The sequence below is a fragment of the Porphyrobacter sp. CACIAM 03H1 genome (assembly GCF_002215495.1).
Lineage (GTDB): Bacteria > Pseudomonadota > Alphaproteobacteria > Sphingomonadales > Sphingomonadaceae > Erythrobacter.
This window is the reverse complement of record NZ_CP021378.1, coordinates 3,469,152-3,491,370: the sequence shown is the minus strand read 5'-3', so window position 1 is coordinate 3,491,370 and position 22,219 is coordinate 3,469,152. Positions and strand designations below refer to the sequence as shown.

Annotated in this window: 22 protein-coding genes; 8 read left to right on the top strand and 14 right to left on the bottom strand. The window is 68.1% G+C overall.

Features of this window, described 5'->3' with window-relative positions; all coding sequences use genetic code 11:
• From CBR61_RS16550 to CBR61_RS16530, 5 genes are all read right to left on the bottom strand, one after another.
• On the bottom strand, nucleotides 1-219 hold a 219-nt coding region (locus CBR61_RS16550; protein WP_172836025.1), incomplete at its 3' end, for a transposase.
• A gap of 183 nt (nucleotides 220-402) precedes the next feature.
• Nucleotides 403-1,824 (bottom strand): efflux transporter outer membrane subunit, encoded by a 1,422-nt coding sequence (locus CBR61_RS16545; protein ID WP_088915351.1) that lies wholly within the window; start codon nucleotides 1,822-1,824, stop codon nucleotides 403-405.
• A 4-nt stretch (nucleotides 1,825-1,828) separates the two neighbouring features.
• Entirely contained in the window at nucleotides 1,829-2,815 is a 987-nt protein-coding gene (locus CBR61_RS16540; RefSeq protein WP_088915350.1) for an efflux RND transporter periplasmic adaptor subunit, read from the bottom strand.
• A 33-nt stretch (nucleotides 2,816-2,848) separates the two neighbouring features.
• Nucleotides 2,849-3,580, bottom strand: coding sequence for an ABC transporter ATP-binding protein (locus tag CBR61_RS16535; RefSeq protein ID WP_088915698.1), 732 nt, complete (start codon nucleotides 3,578-3,580; stop codon nucleotides 2,849-2,851).
• A 14-nt stretch (nucleotides 3,581-3,594) separates the two neighbouring features.
• Nucleotides 3,595-4,731, bottom strand: a complete 1,137-nt coding sequence (locus tag CBR61_RS16530) for an ABC transporter permease (protein ID WP_088915349.1) — start codon at nucleotides 4,729-4,731, stop codon at nucleotides 3,595-3,597.
• Between the two features lie 94 nt (nucleotides 4,732-4,825).
• Here CBR61_RS16530 and CBR61_RS16525 point away from each other — a divergent pair, with 94 nt between their 5' ends.
• Complete coding sequence (locus CBR61_RS16525) at nucleotides 4,826-5,488, top strand: TetR/AcrR family transcriptional regulator (protein WP_088915348.1); 663 nt, start codon at nucleotides 4,826-4,828, stop codon at nucleotides 5,486-5,488.
• 108 nt (nucleotides 5,489-5,596) lie between these two features.
• Nucleotides 5,597-7,555 (top strand): ATP-dependent zinc metalloprotease FtsH, encoded by a 1,959-nt coding sequence (gene ftsH, locus CBR61_RS16520; protein ID WP_088915347.1) that lies wholly within the window; start codon nucleotides 5,597-5,599, stop codon nucleotides 7,553-7,555.
• 67 nt (nucleotides 7,556-7,622) lie between these two features.
• On the opposite strand, the gene CBR61_RS16515 is transcribed toward ftsH, so the two are convergent.
• The 4 genes from CBR61_RS16515 to CBR61_RS16500 form a co-directional block, all read right to left on the bottom strand.
• A complete protein-coding gene (locus CBR61_RS16515) occupies nucleotides 7,623-8,672 on the bottom strand; it encodes a DUF3667 domain-containing protein (RefSeq protein ID WP_088915697.1) in 1,050 nt (349 codons plus the stop codon).
• A 61-nt stretch (nucleotides 8,673-8,733) separates the two neighbouring features.
• Nucleotides 8,734-9,465: a ParA family protein gene (locus CBR61_RS16510; RefSeq protein ID WP_088915346.1), complete on the bottom strand. Its 732-nt coding sequence runs from the start codon at nucleotides 9,463-9,465 to the stop codon at nucleotides 8,734-8,736.
• A gap of 184 nt (nucleotides 9,466-9,649) precedes the next feature.
• Nucleotides 9,650-9,994, bottom strand: coding sequence for a DNA-directed RNA polymerase subunit omega (gene rpoZ / locus CBR61_RS16505; RefSeq protein ID WP_073976062.1), 345 nt, complete (start codon nucleotides 9,992-9,994; stop codon nucleotides 9,650-9,652).
• A 107-nt stretch (nucleotides 9,995-10,101) separates the two neighbouring features.
• A complete protein-coding gene (locus tag CBR61_RS16500; protein WP_088915345.1) occupies nucleotides 10,102-10,800 on the bottom strand; it encodes a Crp/Fnr family transcriptional regulator in 699 nt (232 codons plus the stop codon).
• Between the two features lie 112 nt (nucleotides 10,801-10,912).
• Here CBR61_RS16500 and CBR61_RS16495 point away from each other — a divergent pair, with 112 nt between their 5' ends.
• Nucleotides 10,913-12,622: an amidohydrolase gene (locus tag CBR61_RS16495; RefSeq protein ID WP_199797445.1), complete on the top strand. Its 1,710-nt coding sequence runs from the start codon at nucleotides 10,913-10,915 to the stop codon at nucleotides 12,620-12,622.
• 19 nt (nucleotides 12,623-12,641) lie between these two features.
• On the opposite strand, the gene CBR61_RS16490 is transcribed toward CBR61_RS16495, so the two are convergent.
• Complete coding sequence (locus CBR61_RS16490) at nucleotides 12,642-13,304, bottom strand: hypothetical protein (RefSeq protein ID WP_157696650.1); 663 nt, start codon at nucleotides 13,302-13,304, stop codon at nucleotides 12,642-12,644.
• A 236-nt stretch (nucleotides 13,305-13,540) separates the two neighbouring features.
• Here CBR61_RS16490 and chrA point away from each other — a divergent pair, with 236 nt between their 5' ends.
• Together chrA and CBR61_RS16480 are read left to right on the top strand one after the other, a co-directional pair.
• Nucleotides 13,541-14,893 (top strand): chromate efflux transporter, encoded by a 1,353-nt coding sequence (gene chrA, locus CBR61_RS16485; RefSeq protein ID WP_088915343.1) that lies wholly within the window; start codon nucleotides 13,541-13,543, stop codon nucleotides 14,891-14,893.
• Between the two features lie 73 nt (nucleotides 14,894-14,966).
• Nucleotides 14,967-16,172 (top strand): phospholipase D-like domain-containing protein, encoded by a 1,206-nt coding sequence (locus CBR61_RS16480; RefSeq protein ID WP_088915342.1) that lies wholly within the window; start codon nucleotides 14,967-14,969, stop codon nucleotides 16,170-16,172.
• Nucleotides 16,173-16,187: 15 nt separating this feature from the next.
• Here CBR61_RS16480 and CBR61_RS16475 read toward each other — a convergent pair whose 3' ends face one another.
• Together CBR61_RS16475 and CBR61_RS16470 are read right to left on the bottom strand one after the other, a co-directional pair.
• The gene (locus CBR61_RS16475) at nucleotides 16,188-16,889 is read right to left on the bottom strand and encodes an HPP family protein (protein WP_088915341.1); all 702 of its coding nucleotides are present in this window, start codon (nucleotides 16,887-16,889) and stop codon (nucleotides 16,188-16,190) included.
• A 16-nt stretch (nucleotides 16,890-16,905) separates the two neighbouring features.
• The gene (locus CBR61_RS16470; protein ID WP_172835990.1) at nucleotides 16,906-18,426 is read right to left on the bottom strand and encodes a replicative DNA helicase; all 1,521 of its coding nucleotides are present in this window, start codon (nucleotides 18,424-18,426) and stop codon (nucleotides 16,906-16,908) included.
• A gap of 137 nt (nucleotides 18,427-18,563) precedes the next feature.
• Here CBR61_RS16470 and CBR61_RS16465 point away from each other — a divergent pair, with 137 nt between their 5' ends.
• From CBR61_RS16465 to CBR61_RS16455, 3 genes are all read left to right on the top strand, one after another.
• The gene (locus CBR61_RS16465; protein ID WP_233996778.1) at nucleotides 18,564-19,097 is read left to right on the top strand and encodes a UPF0262 family protein; all 534 of its coding nucleotides are present in this window, start codon (nucleotides 18,564-18,566) and stop codon (nucleotides 19,095-19,097) included.
• A gap of 17 nt (nucleotides 19,098-19,114) precedes the next feature.
• Nucleotides 19,115-19,828, top strand: coding sequence for a glycoside hydrolase family 25 protein (locus CBR61_RS16460; RefSeq protein ID WP_088915340.1), 714 nt, complete (start codon nucleotides 19,115-19,117; stop codon nucleotides 19,826-19,828).
• A 117-nt stretch (nucleotides 19,829-19,945) separates the two neighbouring features.
• Nucleotides 19,946-20,368: a cytidine deaminase gene (locus tag CBR61_RS16455; protein ID WP_088915339.1), complete on the top strand. Its 423-nt coding sequence runs from the start codon at nucleotides 19,946-19,948 to the stop codon at nucleotides 20,366-20,368.
• A 10-nt stretch (nucleotides 20,369-20,378) separates the two neighbouring features.
• Here CBR61_RS16455 and CBR61_RS16450 read toward each other — a convergent pair whose 3' ends face one another.
• On the bottom strand, nucleotides 20,379-21,518 hold the full coding sequence (locus CBR61_RS16450) for a M14 family metallopeptidase (RefSeq protein WP_088915338.1): 1,140 nt from the start codon (nucleotides 21,516-21,518) through the stop codon (nucleotides 20,379-20,381).
• Nucleotides 21,515-22,153: a hypothetical protein gene (locus tag CBR61_RS16445; RefSeq protein WP_088915337.1), complete on the bottom strand. Its 639-nt coding sequence runs from the start codon at nucleotides 22,151-22,153 to the stop codon at nucleotides 21,515-21,517. The genes CBR61_RS16450 and CBR61_RS16445 overlap by 4 nt, the downstream gene beginning before the upstream one ends.
• Between the last annotated feature and the right edge of the window lie 66 nt (nucleotides 22,154-22,219).

The window sequence follows — 22,219 nt, the reverse complement described above, 5'->3', positions numbered from 1 at the left end:
AATGCCCATGCAATAGCCGATGATCAGCATCCGGATCATCAGCTCGGGATCGACCGAGGGCCGACCGGTCGCACTATAGAAAGGCCGCAAATGTTCGCGAATGCCCGACAGGTCAACGAACCGGTCGATCGAGCGCAGCAGGTGATCCGCCGGCACATGCCGTTCCAGGTTGAAGCTGTAGAACAGCGCCTCCTGCGCCACCGTCCGCTCGCCCATCATCCCGACATCTCCGCTTGCCTGCAGAGACATAGAATCAATACTTTAGCGCCATTGCAAGGCCGAGTTTCTCAACACAATCGGCTCAAGACCTGTCGCAGAATACGTAAACTGGGAATGACCGCTAAGTCCCAGAACCAGACCCAGCGATAGCGAATCGCCGCTACGCAGGAAACGCGCCGCGTCTCAGGCGGCGGATACGACCTCCAGCACCTCACCACCCAGCGCCTGCCACAGCACGATCCGCGCCCGCGCCGCCCGGCCCAGCGCCGCCGCAGCGCGTTCGCCGCTGGCGTCGGCGGCGCGGCGTGCTTCGAGCACTTCGAGGAAGCTTGCGAGCCCTGCGCGGTAGCGGGTTTCGGCGAGGCTTGCGGCGCGTGCGAGCTGGTCGCGTTCGTCGACCGAAAGCCGCGCCTCGGCATCGGCGGCGGTGAGTGTGCCATAGGCCGCCTCGGCATCTCCCAGTGCGGTGAACACCGCTCCGCGATAGGCGGCGAAGGCGGCGCGCTTGTCGCCTGCGGCCGCGTCGATCCCGGCGCCCACCCGCCCGAAGTCGAGCAGCGGGCCTGCGATTCCGCCGGAGAGGGTGCCGACGATTGAGTCGTCGAAGAAGTCTTGCGGGCGGAACGACAGCAGCCCGATCACCCCTGACAGCGTGATGCGCGGGAAGCGCGCACGGGCGGCGGCGGCGAGGTCGGCGTCGGCGGCAGCGAGGTTCGCGGCGGCCGCGGCGACATCGGGCCGGTTGGCGAGTAGTTCGGAGGGCAGGGCGGCGGGTGCGGAAGCGAGGGCCAGCGCAGGGGCGGGGGCGGCCAGCGCGGCACGCACCGTGTCGGCATCCTGCGCGGTGAGCGTCACCAGTCGGCCGACCAGCCGTGCCCGCTCGCTCTCCAGCGCGGCGAGGCGCACAGCCGAGGAGCTGGCGGTCGCATCGGCGCGCACGCGGTCGAAGCCGGGGGCGATACCGGCGTCCTCGCGCGTCTTCGCAAGGGCGGCAAGCTGGCGCGCGGCGGCGGCATCGGCCTTGATCGCCACGGCGCGCGCGTCGAGCGTGCGCCAGTCGGTGATGCTCGCGGCGATCTCGGCGAGCAGGGCGAGGCGCACGCCCTGCGCCTGCGCGGAGGCGGCGTCGATCCGGGCGAGGGCAGCACGTTCCTCGGCCTTGAGCTGGCCGAACAGGTCGATGTCCCAGGTGGCGTTGATGTTCGCCCCGTAGGAGGTCTGCTCGCGCGGGATGAAGCCCTGCTGGCCGGCCTGGCCGAACTGCGCCGGGTTGATCCGGTTGCGGGTGACGCTTGTGTCGGCGGTGATGTTGGGCAGGCGTTCGGCCCCGGCGCGGCGCGCGCCGGCACGGGCGGTGTCGATCCGGGCGAGCGCCTCGGCAAGGCTCGGGCCCTCGGCGATGGCCGCCTGCGAGAGCGTCTGCCACGCCGGGTCGTCCTGCGGCAGTAGCGCGGCAAGCTCGGCCCCGGCCCCCGCTTCGGGGCGGAAGAAGAAGGCGGGCGGCAGCTCGGGGGTCGGGGTGGCGATCTCCGGCGCGGGCTGGAGCGCGCAGGCCGCAAGGGCCAGCGGCAGAAGCGCGGCGGCGAGGCGCGGGGCGCGGCGCATGGGCTCAGCCCTCCGACTTGGCGGCCGCGCCGGCCTTGGCGGGGATGAAGGCGTCGATCTGCTGGCCGACGCGGAAGGCGTCCGAGGGCGGCAGGGCATAGATCAGCTGGAGCACCCGCACATCGACGCGTTCGGCGGCGGAGTTGGTGAGCGAACGCTTGGGCACCACCTGCGGCTCGGCGCGCACGAAGGTGGCCTTGACGTGCATCTCGGCCGCGCCGCGCGGGGAGATGACGGCGGGCTGGCCGAGCGCCACGCGGGCGATCTCGTTCTCGTCGATGTCGACACGCACGTGGAGCGGGTTGGTCTCGCCCATCTGGATGAAGGGGGCGCTGTTGCCCCCGCCCTGGGTGGAGACGAACTCGCCCGAGCGGATGTTCACCGCGAGGATCTCGCCTGCGATCGGCGCGCGCACGGTGAGGCGCTCGATCTCGGTGCGCGCGGCGGCGGCGGCGGCCTCGGCGCTGGCGAGGCGCGCGCGGGCGAGGCCGAGGCGACTGGTCGCGGCGGCTTCCTCGCCTTCGGCGCGGATCACTTCCGAGCGGCTGACGGCGGCGGGATCGGCGAGGTTGCGGTAGAGATCGAGCTGCTGGCGCGCAGTCCTTTGCGCGGCGCCCGCCTCGGCGATCGAGGCGCGCGCCTCGCGGATCGCGGCTTCGGCCTGGTCGAGGCTCGCGCGGGCGGCGCGGGCATCGACGGTGAACAGCACCTCGCCCTTCGCGACCCGGTCGCCCGGGCGCACCCGCACCTCGGTGACGAGGCCCGAGAGGGCCGAGCCGATGTCGATCACCTCGCTCGCCGGCTCGACGATCCCCGCGCCTGCCACGCGCGGTTTCCCGGCGAGGTCGCCGACCGCCTTGGGCGGCTGTTCGGCCGGCTCGGCGGTCGAGCGGTCAGGCAGGCCGACGAGGATGATCCATGCGGCGACGGCGAGGCCGATCAGCGCGAGGGCCGGGAGGATCTGGCGGGCGAAGCTTAGGTTGCGGAACATTGCGGCCTCGGCAGGTTCGGGAGGGATGGGGTGTCAGTGGTCATCGGGCATCTCGGTCCCGTCATGGGTGATGCGCCCGTCTTCCAGCACGATGATGCGGTCGGCGAGATCGAAGATGCGGTTGTCGTGGGTGACGATGATGCAGGCACGGTCAGGCGAGACGGCGACCTCGCGCAGCAGGTCCATCACGCGCCGCCCCGATGAGGCGTCGAGCGCCGCGGTCGGCTCGTCACACACCACGAGGCGCGGCTCGTGCACCAGCGCGCGGGCGATGGCGACGCGCTGCTGCTGCCCGCCCGAAAGCTGGCGCGGAAGCTTGTCGGCCTGGTTGCCGATGTTGAGCTTCTCGAGCAGCACCTTGGCCCGCTCGCGCGCCTCGTCGATCGGGACCCCTTGCGCGATCAGCGGCACGGCGGCGTTGGCAGCGGCGTCGATCGAGGGGATGAGGTTGTATTGCTGGAAGATGAAGCCGATGTTCTTGAGGCGGAAATTGACCAGCTCGGTGTCGGTCAGCTTGTAGATGTCGGTGCCGAACACCTTCACCTCGCCCTCGGTCGGCCAGAGGATCCCGCACATGATCGAGATCAGCGTCGTCTTGCCCGACCCGCTCTCGCCCACGACATAGGTGAGCTCGCCCGGGCGGATGTCGGTGTCGATGCCGTGGAGCACGCGGATGGTGGTCTGCCCGGCCTCGAAGTCGCGGGTGATGCCGCGCGCGCAGATCGCCGCCTCGGCATCGCAGCCGGGAGTTCGGGCCGTGTCCATGATGCCTGCCTCGCTCACCGGAACACTGCCGCCGGTTCGGTCCTGAGCACGCTGCGGATCGCCACGAAGCCGGTGATGGCAAGGATCACCACCACCGCGACAAGGCTGATCAGCGGGATCTGCCAGGGAATGTAGAAACCCTTGAAGAAGGGGTTGGAGCCGAAGCCCTTGATGAAGGCGACCGTGCCGACCACGCCGAGCCCGTAGCCGATGGAGCCGACCATCCCGGCCTGCGCCGCGACCATCTGCATGATCTTGCTGTTGGTCACGCCGATCGCCTTCAGCGCGCCGAACTGCTTGATGTTGTCGCGCAGGAACAGGCTGAAGGTCAGGCCCACGATCGCCACCCCGACGACGAAGCCGAGGAACACGGTGATCCCGAAATTGATCGGGATGCCGGTGTTCTCGATGATGAAGTCGACCCCGGCGCGGGCCAGTTCGGCGCGGGTCTCGGCCTTGAGGCCGGTTTCCCGCTCGATCCGCGCCGCGACGCCTTCGGGGGTCTCGCCCGCGCGGATGCCGACCAGCACGAAGGACAGGCGGTTGCGGGTGCCGGGGACGAAATTGAGCGCGCTCGAATAGCGGGTGTAGAGCGTGACCTGGCTGGTGAAGGAGGGGATCGCGTCAGCGATGCCGCGGATGATCGCGCGCTGGTCGTTCAGCTCGAGCCGCTCGCCCAGCGGGCTCGCCCCGTTCGAGAACAGGCGGTCGACGCCGACATCGTCGATCACGACCGTATCGGGGGCGAAGAACACCGACTTGTCACCCACCGCCATACGCTTGGGCAGACCGATCAGCGTCGCATCATCGACCCCAATCACCGTAACGCCCTCGAGGTCGCCTTCGGCAGTGCGGACATTGGCAACCGCGCGCAGGTGCGGCACCGCCCATTCCACGCCCGGCACCGAACGCACCTTATCGAGCGCGGTCGAGGGCATGGCGTAGCTGACGTCGGTGGTGCGGCTGACCGGGTCCATCACCCAAACCTGCGCCTCGGGCGCGTTGTAGACCCCGCTCGCCCCGCGTTCGACGAGGTTCACGAAGATCGTCATCTGCTGGGTGATGAGCAGGGTCGAAAAACCGATGCCGAACAACAGCCCGTAGAACTTCTGGGCATCCCCGGTGAGCATCCTGATTGCGATCCAGAGCACGTGGGCGGAACCTTTGTCTTCAGTCGGGGTTGCGCGAGGGAGAGACTCGCTGCATTATTGAACGGTCGCGTTTAACTGAACGGAGCCGTTCATTTTGTCAATCGGGCATTCGGCCAGTCCTGAAAAAAAACCTGTCGTCCGAAAGGCCGGAAGGCCGCTCAATGCCGCCAAGCGCGCCGCGATCGTCAATGCAGCCGCGCACCACTTCTTTCATCACGGCTTCGCCGCTACCGCGATCGAGCAGGTCGCTGCCGATGCCGGGGTCTCCAAGGTCACGATCTACAACCAGTTCGGCGACAAGCGTGCCCTCTTCGCCGCGGCGGTCGAATGCGAATGCGAGAAGATGCGCGGGCACTTCTCCATCGAAGCCATGCCGCAGGGGACCATCGCCGAGCGCCTGACCGCGATCGGGGAAGCGATCTTCGCCTTCCTCTCGCGGCCCGAGATGATCCGTTTCGAACGCCGCATCGCGGCCGAGACGGAGGCCGAACCGGCGCTCGGCCTCGCCTTTCTGCAAGCCGGGCCTTGGCGCATGAAGGAAGGCTTCGCCGCCTGGCTCGCTCACGCCGCAGCAGAAGGCGAACTCGCCATCGCCGATCCGATGCTGGCGGCCGAACAATTCGTCGCGATGGTCAAGGGCATGGGCGACCTCGAGCGCCGGTTTGGTGCCGTCCCGACTCCTGCCGAACGCGACGGGCGCATTGCGGGCGCAGTCGAGGTGTTCCTCGCTGCGTATGGCACTGCGCCAGATCGATAATCTGCATCACCCTGTTCGAAAGATGCGAGCATTGGCGCCCGCGCGCATTATCTTGTCATTCACCGCTTGCGTCCTACATTGCGTAGCTGACGAAAGGAATCTGCCGCTATGAGCCAGCCCAATGATCCCCAGCCGCAAGGCGATGGCCCCAACCCCTGGGTCAAGCAGCTGATGATCTGGGGCGGGATCTTCCTTGCCCTGCTGCTGGTGGTTACGATGTTCAGCAATGCCGGCCAGACGGCCGGCACCGGCATCCGCTATTCCGACTTCCGCGCGGCGGTGGCCGAGGGCGAAGTGCAGGACGTGCAGATGGGCGAGGAGCTCATCACCGGCACGCTCAAGAACGGGGAGACCTTCAGCACCGTCCCCGTGCCGAACGATGTCGAGATCACCAAGCTGATGGAAGACAACGGCGTGCGCTTCACCGGCAAGCAGCGCGAAGGGCAGAACGTGTTCCTGTTCATCCTGCTCAATTCGCTGCCATTCATCCTGATCCTCGGGATCGCCTTCTTCGCCCTTCGGCAGATGCAGAAGGGCGGCGGCGGCGGCGCGATGGGCTTCGGCAAGTCCAAGGCCAAGATGCTGACCGAGCGTTCGGGCCGCGTGACGTTTGACGATGTCGCCGGCATCGACGAGGCGCGCGAGGAGCTGCAGGAGATCGTCGAGTTCCTGCGCGATCCGCAGCGTTTCTCCAAGCTCGGCGGCCAGATTCCCAAGGGCGCGCTGCTGGTCGGCTCGCCCGGCACCGGCAAGACCCTGCTCGCCCGCGCCATCGCGGGTGAGGCGGGCGTGCCGTTCTTCACCATTTCGGGCTCGGACTTCGTCGAGATGTTCGTGGGCGTCGGTGCGAGCCGCGTGCGCGACATGTTCGAACAGGCCAAGAAGAACGCGCCCTGCATCGTCTTCATCGACGAAATCGACGCGGTTGGACGGTCCCGCGGCCACGGCCTCGGCAATTCCAACGACGAGCGCGAGCAGACCCTCAACCAGCTGCTGGTCGAGATGGACGGCTTCGAGGCGAACGAGGGCATCATCATCATCGCCGCGACAAACCGTCCCGATGTGCTCGATCCGGCGCTGCTGCGTCCGGGCCGCTTCGACCGCCAAGTCGTGGTCCCGGTGCCCGACATCGACGGGCGCGAGAAGATCCTCGGCGTGCACATGAAGAAGGTGCCGCTCGCCCCCGACGTGAACCCCCGCGTGATCGCGCGCGGCACCCCGGGCTTCTCGGGTGCTGATCTTGCCAACCTCGTCAACGAAGCCGCGCTGCTAGCCGCGCGCCGCAACAAGCGGCTGGTGGCGATGCAGGAGTTCGAGGACGCCAAGGACAAGGTCATGATGGGCGCCGAGCGGCGCTCCATGGTGATGACCGACGACGAGAAGAAGATGACCGCCTATCACGAGGCCGGCCACGCGATCGTCTCGGTGCACGAGGCGGCCTCCGATCCGATCCACAAGGCGACGATCATCCCGCGCGGCCGGGCCCTTGGCATGGTGATGCGCCTGCCGGAGCGCGACTCCTATTCCTACCACCGCGACAAAATGCATGCGAACCTCTCGGTCGCGATGGGCGGGCGCGTGGCGGAGGAGATCATCTTCGGTCATGACAAGGTGTCCTCTGGCGCCTCGTCGGACATCCAGTATGCGACCAGCCTAGCGCGCAATATGGTGACCCAGTGGGGCATGTCCGAAAAGCTGGGCCCCCTGCAATACGAGGAGCAGTCCGAAGGCTATCTCGGGATGGGCGCGGCGCAGCGGACCTTCCGTTCGGGCTCGACCAACGAGCTCATCGACAACGAGATCAAGGGCCTCGTCGAAGGCGCCCACAAGCGGGCTACCGACATTCTCACCACCCATGAAGACCAGCTCCACCTGCTCGCCCAGGCGCTGCTCGAATACGAGACGCTGACCGGCGAGGAGATCAACACGCTGCTCGAGAACGGCCGGATCGACCGTCCCGACACGCCGCGCGGTCCTTCGGTGACGGCGCCGGTCCGCGGCTCGGCGATCCCCAAGGCGGGCAAGCGTTTTGGCGGCAAGAGCGACGAGGCGCCGCAGGGCGCCTGATCACCCCTCCAGCCTATCACCCAAAGGGGCGTCCGGAGCGATCCGGGCGCCCCTTTGCCTTTGCGGCTCAGAAGGCGCCCAGCACGCCGAGAATCAGCAGGAATAGCGCCAGCACGATCTGTGTGCAGAACAGCAGGACGAAGAAGCGCCACAGCGCCGAAAAGCGGGACAGGCCATAGGCATATCGCAGCTGCTTGTAGAGGTGCAGCGGCGCGGCGAACATGAACAGCATCGCGGCCCAGCTCCCTCCGTCGGGGATCGTGCTGAGGATCGACATGACGATGAACAGCAGCGACATGAAGCTCAGCGAATAGGTCACGAAGATCGCGTGATCATAGGCCTTGAACTGCCGCCGCCAGGCGAACATCAGCCACAGGAAGGGGATCGACAGCGGGATCAGCAGCCAGCTGAACTTGTAGCCGTTGGTCTGGAGCTTGTAGAGCATCAGCCCCGGGTTCTTCTTCCACTTCTCGATCAGCACCTTGTCGAGCCACGTGCTGCCGGTGTTGATGGTCATCCGGCCGCCCGTCGGCGTCTGGGCCATGCCCTTGTCGAGCACGAGGTTAAGACCCTTCAGTTCGTCGTCGATCTCGGCGCGGCGCGGGTTGCCGGCGGGGAGCGAGGTGCGCTCCTTCTCGAGCGCGGCGATCTGTTCGCGCAGCTCTTCGCGGAAGGGGTTGCCCTCGTCCGAGGTCAAGGCCTCGACCGGCAGATCGGTCGGTGCGGAGATGCCCACCATCTGGAACACCGCGAACATCGCGAAGACGGTGAAAAGGAACATCGCCATCGGGCTGACGAACTTCGCCCGCTCGCCCGCTATGTAGCGGCGGGTCAGCTCGCCCGGCTTGAAGGCGAGCAGCGGCAGGGTCTCCCACAGCTTGCCGTCGAGGTGCAGGACGCCGTGCATGATGTCGTGCCCGATCGCGGCGAGGCTGCGGTGGAGATGCGCCTTCTGCCCGCATTGGGGGCAGAAATGGCCGGAGAACACCGTCTTGCAGTTCGCGCAGGTGACGGGCCCTGCCGGGTGCGCCGCCGCCTCGCCGGCGCCCGGTTCCACGGCGCGCGACATCAGCCCGCCCTCGATCACCGTGCCGATACCCTCGCCAAGTCCGTTCATCGCGCGCACCCCTTCGGCCCCGATGCGGCGGATATAAGCGCAAATTCCGCCGGCGGAAAAGCTACTTGCTGGCGAGCTTGCGCTCGATCGCGGTCCACAGCTGGGCGATGGCGCGCGCCGCGGGCGAACGCGGGGCGAAGGCGCCGACCGGGCGGCGCTCGACCGCGCATTGCTCGACCGCGCTCGCCAGCGGGATCGCGGGCCACTTGGGGTTCGCCTCCCGTGCGGCCTTGTGGAGCGAGCGGCGCAGATCGAGCATCGAGAGCACGGGGAGGATCGGCGGGTGCCCCTTGCCTTGGCCCCGCACCTCCTCGACCACCACCTCGAAGGCGCGGGCCGAGAGCGGGGAGGGTGGCAGGGGGACGATCACGAGGTCGGCCGCGCGGATGATCTGGGCGGAGAGTTCGTTCAGCACCGGCGGGCAATCGAAGATGATCCGGTCATAGGTCTTCGCCAGCCCCTCGGTCAGCTTCGCTAGCCGCTTCTTCTTGCCCATTCGGTCGAGCTGGCGGTCGAGCGCGCGGATGCTCTCGTCCGCCGGGAGCAGGTGGAGGCCGGTGTAGTCGGTGTGCCGGATCAGCCGGGCAGGGGCGCTCCCATCGGCGAAGATGCTGTCGGCACTGCGTTTTTTCCTCGGATCGACCCCGAGCAGGAAGCCGGATCCGTTGGACGCGTCGAGATCCCACAGCAGGGTCTTGCGGCGCGAGACGCTCGCCGCGACCCACGCGAGATTGACCGCAAGTGTCGTCTTCCCGACCCCGCCCTTCACGCTGTAGACCGCGATCGAAGCCATGCGCCCCCGCCAACCCGGATGTGACCGTTTGATTACAGCAACAAGGGATAGCGCGCGGGCGCGCCGTGGCAAGACCCGCGCAGGATGGTCACGAAACGGTCAAAAGATGGGCGCGACAGGCCCACGACCTGCCAACGACCATGCAACGCCCTGCCGATGCAGAGGCGCCGCATCGCGGCAATGATCAGCCGTCGTAATCGCCGCCGAGCGACGAGGTGCGCGCGGGCGCCGAGGCGGTGATGCGCAGCGCTTCGGCCGACTGGCTGAGCGAGCCGATCTCGTCGGCCTCGTCCTCGTCGTCGGGGAGGATCTTCTGGAGGCCCGTCACCAGCGATTCGTGCAGGGCGGCAGGCGTGATGGTCTGCTCGGCGATCTCGCGCAGCGCCACGACCGGGTTCTTGTCGCGATCGCGATCGATGGTCAGCTCGCTCCCGCCCGAAATCTCGCGCGCACGCTGCGCGGCGAGCAGCACGAGGTCGAAGCGGTTGGGAACCTTGTCGACGCAATCTTCAACGGTAACGCGTGCCATGAGCGGGCCTTGTGCAAGAATCGCAAAAAGTCGGGGAGCGCGCCAGCTAGGGTGCGGGGGGCGCGAAGTCAAGGAAAAGGGCGGCAGGCGGGGGCGGCCGATTCCGCTCAGTCCTCGCCATAGGCGAAGGCGGCTAGGGCATCGCGGTCGGTCACGCGGATGCGGTTGTAGCCGCTCTCCAGCCAGCCCGCCGCGCGGAAATCGCGCAGCGCATTGTTGGCGAGATTGCGCGAGACATTGGCCATTTCGGCGAGTTGCGCCTGCGTCACCCGCACGCCCTGCGGGCCGACCCGCGCTTCCTCGGCTGGGGGAGTGGCGATGCGCAGGATGACAGCCGCCACCCGGCGCGCGGAAAAGGGGATCAGCAATTCGGTAGCGACTTGGCTGGCAACGTCGTGACCGAACATCGCCAGCGCGCCGATATGTTTCGGCGTATCGGGAAATCGTGCCGCCATCTGGTCTATCGCAGCGCCCGAAACCCTGACGAGGCGCGAGGACTCGGCGGCGCGGAACTCCATCGTGCGTCCGCCGCTCCGCAGCAGGGGGCCGACCCCGAACCAGGTGCCGGGGTGCATGATGTTGATGAGCCGCGGGGCGAGGTGCGGCGGCCCGATGGTGATCGCCATGGTGCCGCTGATCAGGCCGTAGAGACACCGGCCTTCGTCGCCGTCGCGATAGAGCATCTCGCCGCGCGGCACCTTGAAGTGTTTTGCGCGCGCCATCCATGCGCTGCGAAAGTCGGCCGGCAGGCGCGACAGCCAGCCCGCTTCGTGCAGCACCTGATCCGAAAAAGCCGTTTCTGCCATGTCCCCCGCCTCGGGCCTGATCTCACGACCTCGACTAGAAATTTGTCATGAATTGGGCAAACTCACCCTGAGCCTGCTGGTAACCCCGGTGCAGATCAACAGGGGGATGATCATGCGCACACGTTTTCTTGTTTCGGCAGGTCTGGCTGCGGGTCTGGCGGGCTGTTCGGCGCTCGGTGGGGGCGAGGACGGGGCCGATCTCATCATCCACGGCGGCCCGATCCTGACGATGGAGGGCGAGGCGCCCGCCTATGCCGAGGCGGTGGTGGTGGACGAGGGCAAGATCGTCTTCGTCGGCGGCAAGACCGAGGCGATGCAGATGAAGGCCGACGGGACCGAGGTGAAGGATCTCGGCGGCAAGTTGCTGATGCCCGGCTTCATCGACCCGCACAGCCACTTCATCGACTCGCTGGTGCTGGGCGACCGCATCAATGTCTCGGCCCCGCCTGCCGGCCCCGCCAAGGATGCCGAGGCGATCATCGCCGAACTCAAGAAGGGGGCCGCCGCCAAGGGCCTTAAGCCGGGCGAGCTGCTGCTCGGCTACGGCTATGACGAGAACCTGATGCCCGGCGGCAAGGTGCTCGACCGCGACATGCTCGATGCCGCCTTTCCCGATAATCCCGTCGGGATCGTCCACGTCTCGATGCACGGGGCGGTGATGAATTCCAGGGCGATGGAGAAGTTCGGCTATACCGACGGGATGCCCACGCCCGAAGGCGGGGTGATCCTGCGCAAGGCGGACGGGAAATCGCTTCAAGGTCTCGTGATGGAGACCGCCTATATCCCGATGATCACCAAGCTGCCGATCCCGACCGAGGTCGACGAGGTCGAGGCCGCGCGCAAGGGCCAGATGATCTATGCCGCCGCCGGCGTCACCACGGCGCAGGAAGGCGCGACCCACATCGCCCCGCTCGCCCAGCTCAAGCGGATCGCGGCGAAGGAGGGCTTCTTCATCGATGTCGTCGCCTATCCCTTCGTCACCGATCTCGAGGCGATCGTGAAGGACAATCCGCCCGAGACCTTCGGCAGCTACAACAACCGCTTCAAGATCGGCGGGTGCAAGATCACCGCCGACGGATCGCCCCAGGGGCGCACCGCGTGGTTCAAGACGCCCTATCGCCAGGGCGGCCCCGCGGGCGAGGCGGACTATACCGGCGGCCCCGGCATCCCGCCCGATCTGATGAAGAAGTGGGTGCAGTATTGTTACGACAATGATCTGCAGGTGATGGTCCACGCCAATGGCGATGCGGCGATCGACTTCATGCTCGAGCTGCACCGCGGGGCGGCGGGCGATGATCCGGCGAAGGACCGGCGCACAGTCTGCATCCACTGCCAGTTCATCCGCCCGGACCAGCTCGCCGAATTCGCCAAGCTCAACCTGATCCCGGCGCTGTTCACGGATCACACCTTCTTCTTCGGCGATACCCACGTCGCCAACCGCGGGATCGCGCAGGCGAGCTTCATCAGCCCGATGAAGGCCGCGATGGCGGCGGGGCTGAAGCCCACCAACCACACCGATGCCTTCGTGGTGCCGGTGAGCCAGACGCTGACGGTGTGGACCGCGGTGAACCGTCCGCGCCGCTCGGGCGGCACGCTGGGGGAAGACCAGCGCATCACGCCCTATCAGGCGCTCCAGGCGATCACGGTGAACGCGGCCTACCAGTACCGCGAGGAAGTCACGAAGGGCAGCCTCGCCCGCGGCAAGCTCGCCGACATGGTAATTCTCTCGGCCGATCCCAACGCGGTCGACCCCATGGCGATCAGGGATATCGAGGTGATCGAGACGATCAAGGAAGGCCGGACGATCTACCGGCGGCCCTGATCGGGCGCGGGGGCGGGACCTATTCCGTCCCCACCACCCTGACCTGTGCCGGATCGGTGACGCGCAGCCACATCTGGTAGCGGCCGTGGCCGTTGCGCTGTCCGGTGTCCCAGTCGATGTTCTCGATGAAGCGCAGCCCGACCTCGCCGTCGACGATCAGGGTCTTGCCGATGAAGCGCCGGGTCATTCGTCCGGTCGAGGGGGCGGCGGGTTTGCCCTGCGGGGCGGTGCCGGGCGGGTTCATCAGGCCATCGAGCGCCTCGGGCGTGATGGCAAGGACGAGCACGCCGTAGTCGCCGAAAAGACGCTCCGAGCCGAGGTAGAACAGCGTCTCGTCCTTCGGCAGGAAGCGGTTGCGCGGGCCGGCGCCGCTGCGCACCTCGAAGATGAAGCGCCCGCGCGCGGTCTCGCCCAAGCCGGCCCCGTAGGCTGCCGCCGCCGCTTCGGCGGGGGTGAGGCAGGGGGTCCCGCGGCATTCGGCCAGCTCCTCGCGCATGCGGAGCAACGGCCGCTCGATCACGGCGAGTTCCCTGAGGCGCCGCTGCAACGACCATCGGTGACCGGCATCGAAATAGGGCAGGACCGCTTCGGGAATGGCGGGCGCTGCGGGCGCCGGGGACGGGAGCGGCGTGGAAGCGGCGAGACAGAGCCAGAAAAGCGCGGCGGTCAGAGGCTTTTGCACGGCGGCGTCCTTGGGGGGCGGGGTCAGGTAAGTGGCTGCAACATATGCCGTTTGTCCCAGCGCGGCAAGCATCGGCGGCGCTGCCTTGCCCGCTCTTGCTCCGCACCCGCCCGCCCGCTAACACTGTGCTCACGGGGTCCAGCAACCTCCCGTCAAGGCCGAGAAAAGCTCAAGCGTTGCCTCGTCATCCCCTCGCCTTGCGGCTATCCGCAGGGCGGGCCAATTTCGAGGTAGGCATGGCTGAACCGGACCTATCGACTGCTGCATCGGGAGCGGATGCGACCGCTCCCGCCCCTTCGTTCCCCGAACTTGTCTCCGCCTTCACCCGCATCGGGTTCCTGAGCTTCGGCGGGCCTGCCGGGCAGATCGCGCTGATGCACCGCGAACTCGTCGAGGAGCGCGGCTGGATCGGCGAGGAGGATTTCCTCCACGCGCTCAATTTCTGCCACCTGCTCCCCGGCCCCGAGGCGCAGCAGCTGGCGACATGGATCGGCTGGCGGCTGCATGGCTGGCGCGGAGGGCTGGCAGCGGGGCTGCTGTTCGTGATCCCGGGGGGGCTGGTGATCCTTGCCCTCTCGGTGCTTTACGCGCTGGCCGCGAACCTCGGCTGGGTGGCGGCGCTGTTCCTCGGGGTGAAGGCGGCGGTGCTGGCGATCGTGGTGCAGGCGCTGCTCAGGATCGCGGGGCGGGCGCTCGACACCGGGGTGAAGCGCGCGCTGGCGGCGGGGGCCTTTGCGGGGCTGTTCCTGTTCGACCTGCCCTTCCCGGGGATCGTGCTGGGGGCGCTGGCGATCGGCATGACGGCAGGGGCGGGGCGGCCGAACTGGCTGGCGCTGAAGCCCGGCGGCCCCGCGCCGACCACGCTCCCCGCCCGCCCTTGGCGCAGCACCCTGCTCGCGGTGCTGGTGTGGGGCGCAATCTGGGCCGCGCCGATGGCGATGATCGCGCTCACGCTCGGGCAGGGGCACGTGCTGTGGCAAATCGGTGCCTTCTTCTCGCAGCTCGCCATCGTCACCTTCGGCGGCGCCTATGCCGTCCTCGCCTTCGTGGCGCAGGAGGCGGTGCAGGGCTTCGGCTGGCTGCGGCCGGGCGAGATGGCCGACGGGCTGGGCCTCGCCGAGACGACGCCCGGGCCGCTGATCCTCGTCACGCAGTTCGTCGGCTACCTCGCCGCCTTCCGCGCGCCCGAACCCTTCACGCCGCTGGTGGCGGGGCTGATCGGGGCCGGGCTGACGACCTGGGTGACCTTCGCGCCGTGCTTCCTGTGGATCTTCGCCTTCGCCCCGTGGATCGACCGGCTGGGGCAGGCGGTCTGGCTGAAGGGCGGGCTGGCGGCGGTAACGGCGGCGGTCGTCGGCGTGATCGCCAACCTCACCGCGTGGTTCGCGCTCCACGTGCTGTTCGCCCGCGTCGGGGAGGCGGAGATCGGGCCGATCAGGGTGAGCTGGCCCGACCCTGCCAGCCTCGATTGGCGCGCGGCACTGCTGGCGCTGCTCGCCGCGGCGCTTGCATTCGGGGCGAAGTGGCCGGTGCCGCGATTGCTCGCCGTCTGTGCCGCCGGGGGGCTGGCGTTTGGCCTCGCGGCCTAGCGCCCCCGCAGGCATCGCCCAGTTCGTCGCGCGGGCCTGTCGCCCCGCCCCGGTTTCGCGCTAGTCCGCCCCGATGGCCACCGCACCCGCCGAATCGTCCGCATCGCACTCGCCCGGGGGCGCGCCGGACTATTGCGACATGGACCCCTTCCGCGTCGCCGCGGCGGGGCACGACTTTACCTTCTACCCCCACGGGCAGGACCGGCTGCACGCCCTTGTCGAGCAGATCGACGGTGCGCAGGAAAGCCTCCGGATCTTCTACTACCTGTTCGACAGCGACGTGTCGGGCACGAAGGTGCGCGACGCGCTGGTCGCGGCGGCGCGGCGCGGGGTGGAGGTCGATCTCGTGGTCGACGCCTTCGGCAATGATGCGGGCGCGGATTTCTTCGCCCCGCTGACAGAGGCGGGCGGGCGCTTCGCGGTGTTCTCGCCCAAGTGGGGCACGCGCTACCTGGTCCGCAACCACCAGAAGTTCACCATCGCCGACGGTGTGCGCGTGATGACCGGCGGGGCCAATGTCTCCGACCACTACTTCGCCATCCCCGCCGAGAACGGCTGGTGCGACCTGTCGGTGCTGATCGAGGGGCCGGTGGTCGAACAGTTCACCCGCTGGTTCGCCCTGCTCAGAAGCTGGGTCGACAACGAGAAGCTCGGGCGCACGCGCCAGCTAAGGCGGTTGCGCGACATCGTCAGGCATTGGGACGGCGGCGACGGGCCGGTGCGGCTGCTGGTCGGCGGTCCGCTGGTGCGGCGCGGGCACTGGGCGTGGTGCCTGAGGCAGGACCTCGTGAAGGCGCACAGGCTCGACACGGTCTCGGCCTATTTCTCCCCGCCGCGCAGCTTCCGCCGCCTTTTCACCCGGATCGCGCGGCGCGGCAGCGCGCGGATGATCATGGCCGGCAAGTCCGACATTGCCGCCGCGATCGACATGGCGCGACTGCACTACGGCAAGCTGCTGCGCGCGGGCGTGAGGGTGTTCGAATTCGGGATCTGCAAGCTCCACATGAAGCTGCTGGTGGTGGACGATGCGAGCTATGTCGGCAGCGCCAATCTCGACAAGCGGTCCTTCCGCATCAATGTCGAGCTCATGGTGCGGATCGAGGATGCCGGGCTGGCGGCCGAGATGCGCAAGCTGATCGACCACATGGAGCAGTCGAGCGAGGCGATCACCCCCGCTTGGTACGTGCGGCACTCGACCTTTCTCAACCGGATGCGCTGGCGGCTGGCCTATTGGCTGAACCTTGCAGATTACCGCATCAGCCGGGCGGGGACGCGCTGAGGCCGCCGCGCTCTCTCACCGCACTTTGCCCCGCTCCGCCACCCGTTCGTTCACGGCGCGGAAGAAGGCGTCGAGATCGTCGATGTCGATATCGAGCACCTCATCCCAGTCCGCCAGCGTCGCGGCGATGTCCTCGCGGGTGTGGACCGGGCGTTCCTCGGCCGGCGGGGGCGGGGCTGCGGGGACGATGACGTGCGGCCAGCGGTGTCCGGTCGCGTTGTTGTAGACCCACCCTGCCGCCGCCAGCGTGAGCACGTTGGCGGCGATCGGGCCGAGATGGACAAGGTTCCAGCCCTCCGGCCCGGCGGCGCCGAGCGCGCATAGCAGGGCGCAGGCACCGCCGGGCGGATGGAGGCAGCGCGCAAGGCTCATCGCTGCGATGGCGAGGCCGACCGCAAGGCTCGCGGCGATCAGCGGGTCGCCGAGCAGCATTCCCAGTGTCAGCCCGATGGTTGCCGAAAGCAAGTTCCCGATGACAACCGAGCGCGGCTGCGCGAGCGGGCTTGCCGGAACCGCGAAGACCAGCACCGCCGACGCGCCGAGCGGGGCGACAAGCCAGGGAAGCCTCGACCCCTCGCTGCCGAGCAAGGCCGCCGTCGCCAGCCCCGCCACGGCAATCGCCAGCCCCGCACCCAGCGAGCCTCGGAGCCATCCCAGCGGGCCGAGCACACGCTGCGGGAGCAGCGAGGCGGCGTGCCTCCAACCTGTGCCGATCACGAAGTCCCCTGTGCCGCTATTCGTAGCCGTAGTCCGAATAGTCCTTGAAGTTGGGCGAGGTGAACTTGGTAATGTCGCTCTGGAAGTGGAGCGGCACGTTGCCGGTCGAGCCGTGGCGCTGTTTCGCCACGATCAGCGTCGCGCGGCCCACCAGCCCTTCGAACTTCTCCTCCCACTGGCGATACTTTTCCTGCACGTCCGGCGGCGAGGAGGCGTCGGGCGTGTCGGGCTTGACCAGCAGGTGGTAGTAATCGCCGCGGAAGATGAACCACACCATGTCCGCGTCCTGCTCGATCGAGCCGGATTCGCGCAGGTCGGAGAGCTGCGGGCGCTTGTCCTCGCGGCTTTCGACCGCGCGGCTGAGCTGCGACAGGGCGATCACCGGGACCTGCAATTCCTTCGCCAGCGTCTTGAGGCCCCGGCTGATCTCGGAAATCTCGTTCACGCGGTTGTCGTTCGCCCGGCCCGAGCCTTGGAGCAGCTGGAGATAGTCGACGATGATGAGGCCGATGTCGTGCCGCCGCTTCATCCGCCGCGCGCGGGTGCGCAGGGCGGCGATGGTGAGCGCGGGCGTATCGTCGATATAGAGCGGCAGTTCCGCAAGCCGCTGGCTGGCATAGGAGAGCTTCTGGAAATCCTCGCGGGTGAGTTTACCGCTGCGCAGCGCCTCGGAGGAGATCTCGGCCTGCTCGGCAAGGATGCGGGTCGCCAGCTGGTCGCTGCTCATTTCGAGGCTGAAGAAGGCGACCGGCGCGCCGTAGTTGAACTCGCCGCCCTCGCGCTGCCAGGTGAGGTGGGCCTCGGCGCAGTTGAAGGCGATGTTGGTGGCAAGCGAGGTCTTGCCCATCCCCGGGCGCCCGGCGAGGATCACGAGGTCGGAATTGTGGAGGCCGCTGGTCTTCTGGTCGATCGTCGCAAGGCCCGTGGTCTTGCCCGACAGGCCGCCGCCCGAATTCATCGCGGCTTCCGCCATCTTGATCGCGGTCATCGCGGCTTCGCGGAAGGTCGCCGCCTCGCGGCCCGTGCTCGCTCCCTCGGCGACCTTGAACAGGTCTGCCTCGGCCTGCGCGATGCGGTCCATCGGCGAGGTGTCCTCGGAAGTGTCGAGCGCGCCTTCGACCAGACCCCGGCCGACGCTCACCAGCTCGCGCAGCAGGGCGAGATCGTAGATCTGCTGGGCGAGTTCGCGCGGCACCAGCAGCCCTGCGCCGCTGGCGGTGAGCTGGGCGAGATAGCTCGTGCCGCCCAGCTCCTTCAGCGCCTCGTCCGCCTCGAAGAAGGGGCGCAGGGTCACGGGAGAGGCGGTGGCGTTGCGCTCGATCAGGGTCAGCACGCGGTCATAGATGCGCGCGTGGAGCGGCTCGAAGAAATGCTCGGGCCGGATCGGCACCTGCAGCTCCTCGAGCACGCGGTTGTCGATCAGCACCGCCCCGAGAAACGCGGCCTCGGCGTCGAGATTGGCGGGGAGCTTCTTCACCGGCAGGTCGCCGCCCTCGGCGGTCGGCTTGATGGGGGTGACTTTTTCGGGTGTGGCCATGTGGCGCCTGATGCGCGCCGCAGCCGCGCGGGGCAAGGCTCAAGGTCGGCGATATTTATTTCGCACGCTGTGGATAGTGGGGAGAGCGTGCTGAAGTGCTTGAAGTCGCCCCCTTCGATCTGCGAAGGCACGTCGTCATGGCCGACACGCCGCCCGATTCCCTGCCTCCCTCCCTCGCGCCCGGCGGTGCGGGGGCGCAGCGCATTGCCCAGGTGACGCTCGACGAGGCGACGATCCTGTGGCGCAACGCCGATGTCGAGCAGGAACGCCGCGTGGCGATCTACGACCTGATTGAGGAAAACACCTTCAAGCCGGTCCGCAGCGCCGAGCGCGGGGCGAGCGGGCCCTATCACCTGCACCTGTCGGTCACTGACGGGCGGCTCGCGATGGACATCAAGGACACCAGCGACCAGCTGATGGAAACTCTGATGATCGGCATGGCCCGTTTCCGCCGCCCGATCCGCGAATACTTCGCGATCTGTGACAGCTATTACCAGGCGATCCGTAAGGCGACCCCGGCCGAGATCGAGACGATCGACATGGCGCGCCGCGGCATCCACAACAACGCCGCCGAACTGCTGCTCGAGCGGCTTGAAGGCAAGGTCGAGACCGATTTCGCCACCGCAAGGCGGCTGTTCACGCTGATCTGCGTGCTGCACATCAAGGGTTGAAGGGGCGGACAAGGGGCATGGGCAAAAGGGGCAGGTCGCGCGCCAGGGGCGCGCCGCGCCGCTGGCTGTGGCGGCTCGTCGCGCTGGCGGTGCTGTTTGCGCTCGCCTTTGCCGCCTGGCTGTGGTGGGACATGCGCAGCTGGCGCCCGGACGAAGCCCTCTATCCCGAACAGGGCGCGCTCGTCACCCCAGGCGGGGCACCGGTGCGGTTCGAGACGCTCAAGGCGCTCGGCGCGCGCTTCGTCTATATCCCGTTGCCCAGCACAGCGGGCGCCGGCGGCTTCACCGATGCCTTTCGCAGCGCCCGCGCAGCCGGCCTGAAGGTTGGTGTGCTGCTCGGCTTCGACCCCTGCTTTCCCGCCGATGCCCAGAGCAATGTCTTCGCCCAGAGCGTGCCGCGCGATGCCGAGCTGCTGCCGCCCGCGATCGGGCTCGAGCGGCTGGCCGACGGCTGCGCCTCCAAGGTCAGCGATGCGGCGGTAGAGAGCGAACTCATCACTCTCATCAACCAGATCGAGATGCACACCGGCAGGCCTGTGATCCTCAAGCTCTCCCCCGCCTTCCAGGAGCGCCACCGCACCGCGACCACACTGGCGCGCGACCTGTGGCTGGCACGCGACCGCGCGCGGCCGGACTATGCGAGGCGGCCGTGGCTGCTATGGAGCGCCAACAGCGCGCGCGTGACCGAGGCGAGTGATGCGCCGGTTGAATGGGTGGTGGTGGAGAAGTAGCGGGCCAGGCTTGCTCTCCGTTCGCCCTGAGCTTGTCGAAGGGCCGTTTTTCCTCTTTTCTGAGGCCTCCAAAGAAGGTGCGGTGCTTCGACGAGCTCAGCACGAACGGAGTTTTCGATGCTGGATAACGACGCCGAAAAAGCCCTGATCGCCGCCGCCTTCGCTGCAGCCGAACAGGCCTATGCGCCCTATTCGGACTATCCCGTGGGTGCAGCGCTACTTTTCGCGGACGGGGCGGTGATCACCGGCTGCAACATCGAGAACGCAAGCTACGGCCTCTCGCTTTGCGCCGAGACGGTCGCGGTCGCCAAGGCGCTCGGCGAAGGTCGGCGCGGCGGGCTGGCGGCAGTGGCCGTGGTGGGCCTAAAGGCCGATGCCGAGCCGATCACCCCCTGCGGGCGCTGCCGGCAAGTGCTGAACGAGGTGGCCGCGCTCGGGGCGACCGATCCGCTGGTGCTGTGCGTCAGCAAGGACGACGTGCGGCGGGTGACGCTCTCCGCGCTGCTGCCGCACGCCTTCGGGCCGGGGCATCTGGCCTAGACAAAGGGGCCTAGGCGTCGCGCCCCTCGAGCCACTCCACCAGCGCAGCGAGGCATTCGCGCCCCAGCAGCTTGCAGCGTTCCGGGGACCAGCCCTGTTCGGGCTCGGGAAAGTCGGCCAGGTCCTTGTAGGGCATCTCCAGCGTCATCGCGACCGCGCCGAAGCGTTCGGCGAGCTGGTTCGTGCTCATGGAGAGGTTGGCCTTGCCCGGCGCGGCCTTGGGGTAGCCGAGCTTCGTCTGGAAATCGGGCGTGCGGCGGTCGAGGATGCGCTGGTAGCGATAGAAGCCCTCGCCCTGTTCATCCTTCCACGAGGGGATGCCCTCGAACCCGGCGAGGAACACCGCCGGGATCGCCTCGTCGGCATGGATGTCCATCGCGAAGTCGACGCCGGTCTGGTCCATGCGGTTGCGGATCGCGAGCACTTCCGGCGAGCGTTCGGGCGTGGGATCGGCCCATTCGCGGTTAAGATTGGTGCCAACCGTATTGGTTCGTAGATGCCCTCGCCGCGAACCATCGGGGTTGCAATTGGGCACGAGGTGCAACCGGCACTTCTTGCGCAGCGCACGCGCCACCGGGTCGGCAGGGTCGGTCAGGCACTCGAGCGCGCCCTCCATCCACCACTCCGCCTGCGTCTCGCCCGGATGCTGGCGGGCATAGAGCCACACCTGCGTGTCGCCCTCGCCCATTTCGAGGCAATCGACCGGCTGGCCGTCGAGCGTGGTGCCGAGCCGGACGTAATCGACCCCACCGGACGAGGCCGCCTCGGCGATCAGGTCGTGGTGACGCTCCATTGAATAGGGCGCGAAATAGGCGACCCAGAACACCCCGCCCGCAGGCAGGTACCGCACGGTCAGCGTGCCGCCTTCCTCGTTCTGGTCATAGGTCGATGCAGCGCGTGCCCAGTAGGCGCGGTTTTCCGAGACGCAGGCGTCGTAGTCGGGCCAGCCGCCCGGATAGGCGCTGGCGTTGAGGCCGGTAAGCTTGAGCACCACTTCCTCGCCCGCCGGTGCGCTGACGCGGAAGTGGAACCACTGGAAGAAGTCCGAGGCATTGTCGCGGCGGATCGCGAGGCGGGCGGTGGCGCCCTCGACGCCCAGCACGTCGATATTGCCGCTGTCGAACCCGGCGTCGATGAAAAGTGAGGTCATTTGGTTCCTTGAAGCTTCTTGGCGTCGATCGTCACTGTCTCGCCATTGCCACCCGGAAAGCCCCGGAACAACCCGGCGGCGAGCGTGCGGGCACTGGTTTCGACCTGCGAATAGGGCGACTTCACGCCGGTTTCCATCTGCGCGCGGCCTTCCCACAGGGTGGTGCCGGCGGCAGTGCCGATCCGCACCTCAAGCGTGGTGGTGGCCGCCGGCCCCTCGCGCCCGCCGCCGAGGTTGATCCCGACACCCATGCCGAGCCCCGAACCGAAGCTGCCGGCGGTGCCGCCGACCCCGACATTGACCGGACCGCGCCGGTCGACCGGGGCGGCGGCGATGGGCTGGCGGCTGGTGCGGATCGCCGCGACCTGCGCCGCCGGCGCACCTTCGGCGACGACGGTGTAGCCGAGCCGCGCGAGCTCGACGCCGATGGCGGCGGCAAAGGCGCGGCGGGCGGCCTCGTTGCTCACTTCCTCGGGAAAGGTCGGCGCGATCGTCCCCTGACCGAGCCCGGCGGGCGAGGGGGCGACGAAGCGGGTCACCTCGACCGGCCCGGTATAGGGTGTGGTGGCGCAGCCCGGCAGCGCCAGCGCGGCGGCGGCGACGGCAATCGGGGCGAAATGGCGGTATGGCAACATGGCGCAGGTTCCTTTCGTGGCGCTGCGACTATAGGACGCGCCTTGCCACGTGCACAGGCTGCTATG

Bases quoted from the DNA above. Each gene is read 5' to 3' on its own strand.
- CBR61_RS16480 (WP_088915342.1), top strand. From the start codon at position 14,967: ATGGCCACCGCACCCGCCGAATCGTCCGCATCGCACTCGCCCGGGGGC.
- CBR61_RS16470 (WP_172835990.1), bottom strand. From the start codon at position 18,426: ATGGCCACACCCGAAAAAGTCACCCCCATCAAGCCGACCGCCGAGGGC.
- CBR61_RS16465 (WP_233996778.1), top strand. From the start codon at position 18,564: ATGGCCGACACGCCGCCCGATTCCCTGCCTCCCTCCCTCGCGCCCGGC.
- CBR61_RS16500 (WP_088915345.1), bottom strand. From the start codon at position 10,800: ATGGCAGAAACGGCTTTTTCGGATCAGGTGCTGCACGAAGCGGGCTGG.
- CBR61_RS16455 (WP_088915339.1), top strand. From the start codon at position 19,946: ATGCTGGATAACGACGCCGAAAAAGCCCTGATCGCCGCCGCCTTCGCT.
- CBR61_RS16495 (WP_199797445.1), top strand. From the start codon at position 10,913: ATGCGCACACGTTTTCTTGTTTCGGCAGGTCTGGCTGCGGGTCTGGCG.
- ftsH (WP_088915347.1), top strand. From the start codon at position 5,597: ATGAGCCAGCCCAATGATCCCCAGCCGCAAGGCGATGGCCCCAACCCC.
- CBR61_RS16460 (WP_088915340.1), top strand. From the start codon at position 19,115: ATGGGCAAAAGGGGCAGGTCGCGCGCCAGGGGCGCGCCGCGCCGCTGG.
- CBR61_RS16450 (WP_088915338.1), bottom strand. From the start codon at position 21,518: ATGACCTCACTTTTCATCGACGCCGGGTTCGACAGCGGCAATATCGAC.
- CBR61_RS16535 (WP_088915698.1), bottom strand. From the start codon at position 3,580: ATGGACACGGCCCGAACTCCCGGCTGCGATGCCGAGGCGGCGATCTGC.
- CBR61_RS16445 (WP_088915337.1), bottom strand. From the start codon at position 22,153: ATGTTGCCATACCGCCATTTCGCCCCGATTGCCGTCGCCGCCGCCGCG.
- CBR61_RS16515 (WP_088915697.1), bottom strand. From the start codon at position 8,672: ATGAACGGACTTGGCGAGGGTATCGGCACGGTGATCGAGGGCGGGCTG.
- CBR61_RS16545 (WP_088915351.1), bottom strand. From the start codon at position 1,824: ATGCGCCGCGCCCCGCGCCTCGCCGCCGCGCTTCTGCCGCTGGCCCTT.
- chrA (WP_088915343.1), top strand. From the start codon at position 13,541: ATGGCTGAACCGGACCTATCGACTGCTGCATCGGGAGCGGATGCGACC.
- rpoZ (WP_073976062.1), bottom strand. From the start codon at position 9,994: ATGGCACGCGTTACCGTTGAAGATTGCGTCGACAAGGTTCCCAACCGC.
- CBR61_RS16540 (WP_088915350.1), bottom strand. From the start codon at position 2,815: ATGTTCCGCAACCTAAGCTTCGCCCGCCAGATCCTCCCGGCCCTCGCG.
- CBR61_RS16510 (WP_088915346.1), bottom strand. From the start codon at position 9,465: ATGGCTTCGATCGCGGTCTACAGCGTGAAGGGCGGGGTCGGGAAGACG.